A 10,692-nucleotide genomic window follows, 5' to 3' on the forward strand; every position below is an offset into this window, starting at 1 on the left:
CCACGAGGCCGTGCGACGCACGGCCGGAGATTGCTGATGAACATGAAGACATCGCGGGCGCGTCGCGTGCCCGGGTCCGTGCTGGCGGCCGTGGCCGCCGGTGCGCTGCTGTTGCTCGCGGGCTGCGAGAAGTCCGGCACGCCGGCCGCCCAACCCGATACGGCCGCGAGCGCGGCCGCCGATGCCGCGAACAATGCGGCGAAGGCGCTCGACCAGGTGGCGAGCACCGTCAACCAGCAGCTCAACGCTGCGAAGGCCGGTATCGCGTCCGCGGCGTCGGCGGTGCCGCCGCTGTCCGCAAGCGGCCTCGCGTCGGCCGCACAGGCGCAGATCGATGCGGCTGCCTCCGCGGTCGTCGCACATGCGGCGTCCGAGGCAGGCGCGAAGATCGCGGAAGCCGGCAAGAAGCTCCAGCAGTGGAGCCAGCAGAACGCTGCGGGTGCCAAGCCCGCGAGCGGTGAGTGACGCGGGCTTGCACGATCCGCAAAATGTAATTATGATGGTTACACATGTCGCCGGTTGCAGTTCGGGCCGGCGTCGCCGAGTGAGTCAGGAATGAATACCAGCAGCCGGTTCGCGTTTGCCGTTCACGTGCTCACCTTGCTGTCGATGAAGGAAGGCGTGCCGTTGTCGTCCGACATCATCGCGGGCAGCGTGAATACGAATCCGGCACTGATTCGCCGGTTGCTGTCGATGCTGGCGGCGGCGGGGCTGACCACGTCGCAGCTCGGTGCGGGCGGCGGTGCGCTGCTGGCGCGCGAGCCTGGCGAGATCACGCTGCTCGACGTGTATCGCGCGGTCGACGATGCGCAACTGTTCGCGCTGCATCGCGAGGCACCGAATCCCGCGTGTCTCGTCGGGCGGCACATCCAGGGCGTGCTGACCGGCTATATCGGCGATGCGCAACGCGCGATGGAGGCATCGCTCGCCACGCGCACGCTGGTCGACGTGACGGCCGATCTGCTGGATCTCGAACAGCGCACGCAACGGGCCGCACGCGCCGGCGGGTGAGCGGCGGCAGGCAGGGCAGGAGGCCGGACGGCGCGCAGGCGCGCGACCGGCGCAACGGGGGCTTTGCCCCGTTTTTTTCGGATTTAAGTGTAATTAAAATTGTTACACATTTTTCTTTGTGGAGAATCGACATGACGCAACGTTCCCTGAATATCGCGCTGTTCGGCGCAACCGGCACGATCGGCTCGCGCATCGCCGCGGAAGCCGTGCGACGCGGTCATCGCGTCACGGCGCTGTCGCGCCATCCGGGCGCCTCCGTTGACGGCATCACCGCGAAGGCGGCCGACCTGTTCGACGCGGCCAGCATCGCGGCCGCGCTGCCGGGACATGACGTCGTTGCGAGCGCATACGGCCCGAAGCAGGAAGATGCGGCGAAGGTCGTCGCGGTGGCGAGGGCGCTGGTCGCCGGCACGCGCCAGGCTGGCCTGAAGCGGCTCGTCGTGGTGGGCGGCGCCGGTTCGCTCGAAGTTGCGCCCGGCAAGCAGCTCGTCGACAGCGAAGGCTTCCCGGAAGCGTACAAGCCACCGGCGCTCGCGCACCGCGATGCGCTCAACTACCTGAAGACGGTCGCCGATCTCGACTGGACGTTCTTCGCGCCGGCCGCGCTGATCGCCCCGGGCGAGCGCACGGGCGCGTTCCGCACGGGCGTCGGCAAGCTGATCGTGGACGCGCAAGGCAACAGCAAGATCTCGGCGGAAGACTACGCGGTCGCGTTCGTTGACGCGCTCGAGCAGGACAGCTTCGTGCGCGAGATCGCGACGGCCGCGTACTGAGCGGTGTGACGGCCGGCAGCGAATACGGGCCAGTCCGGCCCGGGCGCTGCAGGCACGTGCCAGCGCGCAGGCATTTCAGGCGATTCCTCCTTGACGGGAGGTGTCGCCTGTTTCGTCTGGTGATGCGGAATCGTTGCGGATTGGTATTTATACCGGTCGACGCGGCTAAGCCGTTTTCATATTGTTCCCCGTTGTGCAGGATGAATAGAATAAATTTCTATCGACGAGGGAATGGAGAAATGGACGCCATCGATCGCAAGCTGCTGGAGCTGCTGCAGGCGGATGCCACGCTGCCGATCGCGGAACTGGCACAGCGCGTGAACCTGTCGCAGACGCCGTGCTGGAAGCGCGTGCAGCGGCTCAAGGAAACCGGCGCGATTCGCGCGCAGGTTGCGCTGTGCGATCCGCGCAAGCTCGGGGTCGGCACGACCGTGTTCGTCGCGATCCGCACGAACCAGCACACCGAGGAGTGGGCGCAGCGCTTCACGCAGGCCGTGCGCGACATGCCGGAAGTGGTCGAGGTCTACCGGATGAGCGGCGAGACCGACTACCTGCTGCGCGTCGTGGTGGCCGGCATCGACGACTACGACCGCGTGTACAAGCAGCTGATTCGCGCGGTGCCGCTGTTCGACGTCAGTTCGTCGTTCGCGATGGAGCAGATCAAGTATTCGACCGCGCTGCCCGTGCGCGATCTTGCCGAGCCGACCTGACGGGCAGGGCCGGCGCGCCGGCCCTGCCGGCGGCGTGGGTCAGCGGCCGCGCGCCAGTGCGCGCGCGCGTTCGTCGGCCAGTGCGTCGCGACGCACGAAATCCGCGACGAACGGGCTGGCCGGATGGTGATGCAGCGCATATGGCGTATCCCATTGCGCGAGCTGGCCGTCCTTCATCACGCCGATCCGGTCGGCGATCGCGAACGCTTCCGCCTGATTGTGCGTGACGAGGATCGCGGTGTGATCCGTGTGCTTCAGGATGTCGCGCAGCTCGAACGCGAGCCGCTCGCGCGTATCGACGTCGAGATTCGAGAACGGCTCGTCGAGCAGCAGCAATTCCGGTGACGGCGCGAGCGCGCGCGCGAGGGCGACGCGCTGCTGCTGGCCGCCCGACAGTTCGTGCGGAAACGCGTCGCCTGAATCGGCGAGGCCGACGAGTTCGAGCATTTCCGCGACGCGCATGCGCCGTTCGGTTTTCGCCATGCGCCGCAAGCCGAACGCGACGTTGTCGGCCGCGCTCAGGTGCGGGAACAGCGCGTAGTCCTGGAACATCATGCCGATGCGCCGCCGCTCGGGCGGCACGTCGAGCGACGGTGCCGCGACGGGCGCGCCGTCGAGCACGATGCGCCCCATGCGCACGGGCTCGAAGCCGGCGATCGCGCGCAGCACGGTGGTCTTGCCGCAGCCGGACGCGCCGAGCAGGCAGCCGATCTCGCCGCGCGGCAGCGCGAGGCTCAGCCCGTCGACCACCGTGCGGCGGCCTTGCGGCATGTCGTAGGCGATGCAGAGGTCGTCGAGTTCGAGCAGGTTCACGGTGTCAGGCTCCGATCTTGTGGCGGGTGCGCGCGAGCAGGATCACGGGCACGAGCCCGGCCAGCACGATCGCGAGCGCGGCGACCGCGCCTTCTTCATAGGTACCGCGCGCGGCTTCCGCATACAGCCAGGTCGCGAGCGTGTCGAAATTCAGCGGGCGCAGCAGCAGCGTGGCCGGCAACTCCTTCATCGCGTCGACGAACACCAGCAGCGCGCTCGTCGTGAGCGCGGGCCGCAGCAGCGGCAGGTGAACGCGGCGCAGCGTGCCGCCGGCCGTTTCGCCGAGCGAACGCGCAGCCTGTTCGAGCGACGGCGGAATGCGGGCGAGGCCGGCCTCGATGCCGCCGGCCGGGATCGCGAGAAAGCGCACGGTATAGGCGATCACGAGTGCGGTCGCCGAGCCCATCAGCAGTAGCCCGTCGCGGCCGAGCGCCGCGCCGAACAGCCGGTCGGCCGCGGCGAACGGGATCAGCAGGCCGATCGCGAGCACGGTGCCCGGCACCGCATAGCCGAGGCTCGCGATCCGCGCGCACAGGCGGGCCGGGCCCGCACGGGCACTGTCGCGTTGCGCACGCGCGGCCCATGCGACGACGAGCCCGCACGCGAGCGTTGCAGCAGTGGCGGCGGTCGCGATCGTCAGCGTGTTCGCCAGCCCCGTCATCAGTTGCGCGGACACGCCGCCGACGAGATGCAGCCGCTTGCCGGTCTCGACCGCGAGGTACGCGGCCGGTGCGCCGAAGCCGATCAGGACGGGCAGCCAGCCGAGCACGGCGGCGCCCAGTGCGGCCGCGCCCGTCAGGCGGCGCGGCGCGATCGGCCGCATGCGCCGGCCGTGCGCGTAGCGCTGGCGGCGGCGCCCGTAGCGCTCGAGCCCAATCATGCCGACAACGATCGCGAGCATCGCGAGCGCGATCTGCGCGGCGCCGGCAAGATCGGAGCGCGTGATCCACGTCGTGTAGACCGACACGGTCAGCGTCTGCACGCCGAGGAATTCCGATGCGCCGATGTCGTTCAGCGTTTCGAGCAGGGCGAGGCTCATGCCGACCGCGATCGCGGGCCGCGCGAGCGGCACGACGACGCGCCAGAACGTCGCGATGCGCCCGGCGCCGAGCGTGCGCGCGGCTTCGAGCAGGCTTGCGGACTGCATGACGAACATCGCGCGCGTGCTCAGATACACATACGGATACAGCACGAAGCCGAGCACGAAGATCGCGCCGGGCAGCGAGCGCAGGTCGGGCAGGCGGAACTGGCGCGGGCTGTCGAAGCCGAGCAGCCAGCGGATCGCGCTCTGGACCGGGCCGATCGGGTGCAGCAGGTCGAGATACGCGAACGCGACGATGTAGGTGGGGACGGCCAGCGGCAGCAGCAGCGCCCACGTCAGCATCCGGCGGCCGGGAAAATCGTAGGCGGTGACGAGCCACGCGCAGCCGGTGCCGATGATCGACACGATCGTGCCGACGCCCGCAAGCAGCAGCAACGTATTGACGAGCGCCTGCGGCAGCACGAATTCAGCGAGATGCGCCCAGTGCGCGAGATCGGCATCGAACGCGGCGGCGACGAGCACCGCGAGCGGCGCAGCGACCGCCGCAGCGATCGCCAGCGCCGCGAGCAGCCACAGGCTGCCCGCGCGTGGCCGCAGGCGCGGCCGGGAGGGTTCGCGGCGCGCGCCGGCGGACGATGCGTCAGTTGTCAAAGCCGACCTTGTCGACGAGCTGGCTGGCCTGCTTGCGATACTTTGCGATGTCCGTCAGCGACAACGGATCGACCTTCAGCGCGCCGAAGCTCGCGATTACCGGATCGAGCTTCACGTTCGCGCGCACCGGGTATTCGTAGTTGGCCTGCGCATACAGCGACTGCGCTTCCGGCGACACCAGGTATTCGAGCAGCTTCACCGCGTTGGCCTTGTGCGGCGCGTGCTTCGCCACCGTCGCGCCGCTGATGTTCACGTGCGTGCCGCCGCTCTTCGCGTTCGCGAACGTCGGCCGCACGACCTTGATCGCGTCGCCCCATTTGCGCGCGTCGCTGCCCGGCTCCGCATTCTTCATGTGGCCGACGTAGTAGGCGTTCGCGAGGCCGACGTCGCAGATGCCGCCGAGGATGTCGCGCGCGACGTCGCGGTCGCCGCCGGTCGCCTTGCGAGCGAGGTTCGCCTTCACGCCGCGCAGCCACTTCTCGGTCGCGGCTTCGCCGTCGTGCGCGATCATCGCCGCGACGAGCGCCGTGTTGTACGGATGCTGGCCCGAGCGGATGCAGACCTTGCCCTTCCATTTCGGATCGGCGAGATCTTCATAGCGGAACGCATCGACCTTCAGGTCCTTTTCGACGTACAGCACTCGATCGCGCAGCGACAGTGCGTACCAGTCGCCGTTCGCGCCGCGCAGGTTCGCGGGAATCGCGTCGTCGAGCGCCTTCGAGCGCACCGGTTGCGTGACACCGCCATCGACGAGGTCGAGCAGGTTGCCGACGTCGACCGTCATCAGCACGTCGGCCGGCGATTGCGCGCCTTCCGCCTTCACGCGCTCAAGCAGGCCGTCCTTCACGAATACCGTGTTGACCTTGACGCCGCTCTGCTTCGTGAACGCGTCGATGAGCGGCTGGATCAGCTTCGGCTCGCGGGTGGTGTACAGGCTCACTTCCTCGGCCGCGTGGGCGAGCGGCGCGAAGGCGGCCGCGGCCAGGGCGAGGGCGCCGGCGAGCGGCAGCAGGCGGGTGCGCGGATTCGACATGAAGACTCCGGTGGGGCAGGTGGACGAGGGGGCGTTCCGGGGCGCGCCTGCCGCCCGAGCATCCGGAACATTACAAAATGAAAGACTCCGGATTCTAGATCGAAATGGGAACGATTACCAAATGAAAGCTTGCGGAAAGCCGCGGCGAAGGTGCAGGCGGGGATCGGGAAACGGGACGTCGCAGTGCGGGCGCAAGCGCGTAGAATGCCCGCTTCGACGAATTTGACGGAGACGCACCGACCATGAACGATCAGCGCAAGAAGAACCCTGTCCGCAACGTGAGCATCCTGATCGTCGTGGCCGTGCTGCTCGTGATCGGGACGATCCTGTACAACGCGATTTCGCAGAAGCGCGCGTACGACGAGGCCCATCCGGCCGAGGCCGCGAGCGCGGCGTCGCACTGACGTGCCGGTGCGTGGCCCGGTCGGGCCGCGCTTGCGGGGCAGATGCAGGGGGAGATTCCGCGGTTTCCGGCGCGACAGATGCCGCGCGGAACCGGGACGGTAGCGGGCGCCGAAGCAGGCGCGCCGCGCAGGCAGGTCAGCCGTGCGTCAACGTGACGCAGCGGCGAATTTCGGACGTATCCGGGCGTAGAACACGACCGCGAGCAGCGCGAGCCACGCTGCGCCGACATACAGCGCGACGCGCGTGTCCTCGAACCAGCCGAGCATCACGATCACGAAGCCCATGAACGCGATCGTCAGCGCCGGCGCGACCGGCCACAGCGGCACCTTGAACTTCAGCGTCGCGACTTCGGCGCTCGACAGGCGGCGGCGCATCGCAACCTGCGACAGCAGGATCATCAGCCAGACCCACACGGTCGCGAACGTCGCGATCGCGGCGACCATCAGGAACACGTCCTTCGGCATCAGGTAGTTCAGCACCACGCCGACGAGCAGCGCGCCGGCCATCACGAGCACCGTGACCCACGGCACGCCGTGCCGCGACGTCGTCATCAGCACGCGCGGCGCCTGGCCCTGACGCGCCATCCCGAACATCATGCGGCCCGCGCCGAAGATGTCGCTGTTGATCGCCGAGATCGCCGCGCTGATCACGACCAGGTTGAGGATCGTCGCGGCCGACTTCACGCCGAGCGCCGAGAAGATCTGCACGAACGGGCTGCCGTCGCCGCCGACGCCCGTCCACGGGCTGATCGACATCAACACGACCATCGTCAGCACGTAGAACAGCAGGATGCGCGCGGGCACCGCGTTGATCGCGCGCGGAATGACGCGCTCCGGGTCCTTCGCCTCGCCGGCGCTCATCCCGATCACCTCGATTCCGCCGTACGCGAAGATCACGACCGACAGCGATGCGATCAGCCCGCCGACGCCGTTCGGCAAGAAGCCGCCATGGTTCCACAGGTTCGCGAACGTCGGCACGTCGGCCGAATGGCCGAAGTGCATGCCGGTCAGCAGGATCGCGACGCCGCCGCCGATCATCGCGACGATCGCGCCGACCTTGATGATCGACAGCCAGAACTCGAGCTCGCCGAACACCTTCACGTGGCACAGGTTCAGCCCGCAGATGATCGCGACGACGCCGAGCACCCAGATCCATTGGGGGACATCCGGAAACCAGAAGCCCATGTAGATGCCGAATGCCGTGATGTCGGCGATCGCGACGATCACCATTTCGAGCGTGTAGGTCCAGCCGGTGACGAATCCCGCGAACGGGCCAAGGTTCTCGGTCGCGTAATGGCCGAACGAACCGGCGACGGGTTCGCGCACGGCCATCTCGCCGAGCGCGCGCATCACCATGTAGACGGCCGCACCGCCCAGGATGTACGCCAGGATCACGGCCGGGCCCGCGAGCTGGATCGCGGACGCCGAGCCGTAGAACAGGCCCGTGCCGATCGCCGAGCCGAGCGCGAGAAAGCGGATGTGCCGCGCGCTCAGGTGGCGCTGCAAGTTTTTCATCGAGTCTCCGATATCGTTATGCGACGGACCGGGCGAGCGGGGCCGGTCCGATTGGCTCAAGTTGTCTATACAACTTGAATGTGAACGAATGATAACAAGCCAGGCCCGGTGACCGGAATCGGGTATTCCCTGACTGGCGCGGCGAGCGGAATAGGGCGTGGGGCGGTCGCGCGGCGGGCGAGCGGGCCGCGTGAGGCAGGCGGGTCATGCTGCGGGTGATCGTTGAATCGGGCGCGCCGGTGGCCGATCCGCGGCGTACGCGGGCCGGCCCGCCGGCAGGAACATTCGGGGTCAGGCGGGCAGGCGGATCACGCTCGCATCTTTGCGGATCAGCAGCGACGACGCGAGCATCTGCTTGCACTGGTGCGCGAGCACTTTCAGGTCGTGCGTGAGTTCGGCGCCGACCGCCTCGGATTTTTCCGCGGACACGACCATCGCGTCGAGGTCGCGCGTGATCTGCTTCGACGCTTCGAGCTGGTCGGCAGGCGGCGGCTCGCCGGCCTCGGCCTTCTCGAGATTGTCGAGCACGGCGGCGAGGCCGCGCCGCAGCGCGTCGTCGTGCTCGAGGCCGCCGTCGGCTGCGCATGCGTTGCGGATCAGCGGCGCGGCGGCCGTGATCTGCGCGCCGAGCACGTGCGTCTGCACGAGCAGGTCGTTCAGCTCGGGCACGAAGCGCTGGTGCGCCTTCGGCTCGATCATCATCCGCTGGAACGCCTGCCCGAGGTTCGCGAATGCGATGTGCACGTCCTTGCGTGCAAGGCGGTAGCGGTAGTCGTCGTCGAGGCTCGCGGCGGGCGATTCGACGACCGCCGCCACGCCCGGGACGACGGCCGCGCCGTCGGCGGCCGGCACTGGCGGCGGCGACAGGCCGCGCCCGGCGCGCCACACGGCTTCGAAATACTTGCGGGTGGACGTCAGCATGTCGGTGACGAGCTTGCCCATCAGCCGGTATTCCCAGTACGGGAACAGCCGGCTCGCGGCGATCGCGATCATGCAGCCCACTACCGTGTCGATCGCGCGCTCGCCGATGATCCGCATGCTGCCCGGTGCGAGCAGGTGGAACATCAGCAGCACGTACGACGACGTGAACACGACGCTGGCCGCGTAGTTGAACAGCAGCAGGCTGTAGCTCATCACCATCGACCCGAACATGATCGCGATCAGCAGGTGCGGCTCCTTCACCGTGTAGATCAGCGCGATGCTGGCCGCGCAGCCGATCAGCGTGCCGATGATCCGCTGCGCGTTGCGCTGTTTGGTCAGCGAGTAGCCGGGCTTCAGGATGATGATGGTCGTCATCACGATCCAGTACGCGTTCGTGAGCGGCAGCAGCCGGCCGATCCAGAAACCGACCGCCACGGCGATCGTCACGCGCAGCGCGTGGCGGAAGCTCGGCGAGCGCATGTTCAGGTTCGAGAAGATCAGCAGCGGCGACATGCGGCGGCGCTGCAGGAAGCGGGTGAGCGCCTTGTCGATCTTCAGTTCGGTTTGCTGCGGATCGGCATGGCCCGACAGGTTGCGGCGCATCCGGTCGATCAGGCGCGTCGCGCTCCAGATGCGCCGGAACGTCGCGAGCACGGCCGCATACGCTTCCGCGTTGGTGGCCGCGAAGTTCTTCTTGCGCATCAGCTCGATCTCGTACTCGATCGCGCGCAGCTCGGCCTTCACGCTGATCCGGGAATGCGGCGCACGGTTCTCGAGCACCGCGAGGCCGATCTCCTCGAGATCGGCGGCGGCCTTGCGGATCAGGTCGCGGTAGAAAATGATCAGATCCGAGCCGCCGAACGTGTTGCGCACGAGCGGGTAGTCGGTATGCGCGCCGACGAACAGCTCGTGAAGATCGACGCTGTTGATGAACAGGTTGTACATCGTCGTGCGGCCGGGGTCGAGCTTGCCGCGCCGCAGCTTCGGCAGGTTGCGCAGCACGATGTCGCGCGCGGTTTCCTGCGTTTCGACCGCGGTGATCTGCCGGGCGACGAGGTTGCGGTAGCACTCGTCGAGGTCGGCATCGAGATCGTAGAACTGCGCGCGCGCGAGCAGGTAGTCGGCACAGGCGAACAGGCTCTCGGCCAGCGCCTGCTGCTCGATCCGGCGTGCCTGCCATTGCGACACGAGCGTGGCCCAGTACGTGTACCAGAGGCCGCCCGCGAGAATCCAGCCGGCGTTGATGAACGCCTGCAGCGGCGTGAACTTCTCCTCGAGCGTCATCACCATCATGAACAGCGTCGCGAAGCTGATCTGCGGCCAGCGGTTGCCGTAGACGACGATCAGCGACAGCACGAACGTGAGCGGCACGATCGTGAGCCACAGCGCGAAGATGTTCGGTGTCGCGAGGCCGGTGGCGAGCGCGGCCAGGAAGCCGATCACGCTGCACGCGAGCATTTCGTTGTGCTTGTACTTGAGCGGGCCCGGCATGTCGACGACGCAGGCGCCCAGCGCGCCCGTCGAGATCGTGAAGCCGAGCTCGCGGTTGTGAAACACGATCAGGCAGAGCACGGCCGGCAGCGATACGCCGACGGCGATCCGCAAGCCGCCGAAAAAGTACTGGCTGTAGAAAAACTTTCTGATTTCGACCGAATAGCGCATCGATGGGCTGAATGGCAGACGAAGACGCCCGGGAGCGGCGTATTGACTGGCGACGAGTCTATCGTATTTCGCGGTCCGCAAAACCTGGCTTTCCGGCAGAGCTTCGCGGCGGCGGTCCATTTGCTATCCTTGGTGATCTTGTTCGCCCGGCCCGGCC

The 10,692-nt window shown here is 67.8% G+C and carries 10 protein-coding genes; 5 read left to right on the top strand and 5 right to left on the bottom strand.

Going from position 1 to position 10,692, the window contains the following annotated elements:
• Positions 1 to 36 precede the first annotated feature (36 nt).
• From BLA15945_RS08150 to BLA15945_RS08165, 4 genes are all read left to right on the top strand, one after another.
• Positions 37 to 465: a hypothetical protein gene (locus BLA15945_RS08150; RefSeq protein ID WP_059235242.1), complete on the top strand. Its 429-nt coding sequence runs from the start codon at positions 37 to 39 to the stop codon at positions 463 to 465.
• Between the two features lie 90 nt (positions 466 to 555).
• Positions 556 to 1,011, top strand: coding sequence for an Rrf2 family transcriptional regulator (locus BLA15945_RS08155; RefSeq protein WP_174992018.1), 456 nt, complete (start codon positions 556 to 558; stop codon positions 1,009 to 1,011).
• A gap of 131 nt (positions 1,012 to 1,142) precedes the next feature.
• Positions 1,143 to 1,784: an NAD(P)-dependent oxidoreductase gene (locus BLA15945_RS08160; protein WP_059235238.1), complete on the top strand. Its 642-nt coding sequence runs from the start codon at positions 1,143 to 1,145 to the stop codon at positions 1,782 to 1,784.
• A 239-nt stretch (positions 1,785 to 2,023) separates the two neighbouring features.
• Positions 2,024 to 2,494, top strand: a complete 471-nt coding sequence (locus BLA15945_RS08165) for an Lrp/AsnC family transcriptional regulator (protein WP_059235236.1) — start codon at positions 2,024 to 2,026, stop codon at positions 2,492 to 2,494.
• A 39-nt stretch (positions 2,495 to 2,533) separates the two neighbouring features.
• Here the strand turns inward: BLA15945_RS08165 and BLA15945_RS08170 are convergent, their stop codons facing one another.
• From BLA15945_RS08170 to BLA15945_RS08180, 3 genes are read right to left on the bottom strand one after another with little or no spacing between them, the layout of a single operon-like run.
• On the bottom strand, positions 2,534 to 3,265 hold the full coding sequence (locus tag BLA15945_RS08170) for an ABC transporter ATP-binding protein (RefSeq protein ID WP_174992107.1): 732 nt from the start codon (positions 3,263 to 3,265) through the stop codon (positions 2,534 to 2,536).
• Positions 3,266 to 3,311: 46 nt separating this feature from the next.
• On the bottom strand, positions 3,312 to 5,000 hold the full coding sequence (locus BLA15945_RS08175) for an ABC transporter permease (RefSeq protein ID WP_174992019.1): 1,689 nt from the start codon (positions 4,998 to 5,000) through the stop codon (positions 3,312 to 3,314).
• Positions 4,990 to 6,033, bottom strand: coding sequence for a Fe(3+) ABC transporter substrate-binding protein (locus BLA15945_RS08180; protein WP_059235231.1), 1,044 nt, complete (start codon positions 6,031 to 6,033; stop codon positions 4,990 to 4,992). The genes BLA15945_RS08175 and BLA15945_RS08180 overlap by 11 nt, the downstream gene beginning before the upstream one ends.
• A 242-nt stretch (positions 6,034 to 6,275) precedes the next feature.
• Here BLA15945_RS08180 and BLA15945_RS08185 point away from each other — a divergent pair, with 242 nt between their 5' ends.
• Positions 6,276 to 6,437, top strand: a complete 162-nt coding sequence (locus BLA15945_RS08185; protein WP_009688068.1) for a hypothetical protein — start codon at positions 6,276 to 6,278, stop codon at positions 6,435 to 6,437.
• A 147-nt stretch (positions 6,438 to 6,584) separates the two neighbouring features.
• On the opposite strand, the gene BLA15945_RS08190 is transcribed toward BLA15945_RS08185, so the two are convergent.
• Complete coding sequence (locus tag BLA15945_RS08190; RefSeq protein ID WP_059235229.1) at positions 6,585 to 7,952, bottom strand: amino acid permease; 1,368 nt, start codon at positions 7,950 to 7,952, stop codon at positions 6,585 to 6,587.
• Between the two features lie 291 nt (positions 7,953 to 8,243).
• Positions 8,244 to 10,535: an FUSC family protein gene (locus BLA15945_RS08195; RefSeq protein WP_059235227.1), complete on the bottom strand. Its 2,292-nt coding sequence runs from the start codon at positions 10,533 to 10,535 to the stop codon at positions 8,244 to 8,246.
• Positions 10,536 to 10,692: the final 157 nt, after the last annotated feature.

This window comes from Burkholderia arboris (assembly GCF_902499125.1).
Taxonomy (GTDB): Bacteria; Pseudomonadota; Gammaproteobacteria; order Burkholderiales; family Burkholderiaceae; genus Burkholderia; species Burkholderia arboris.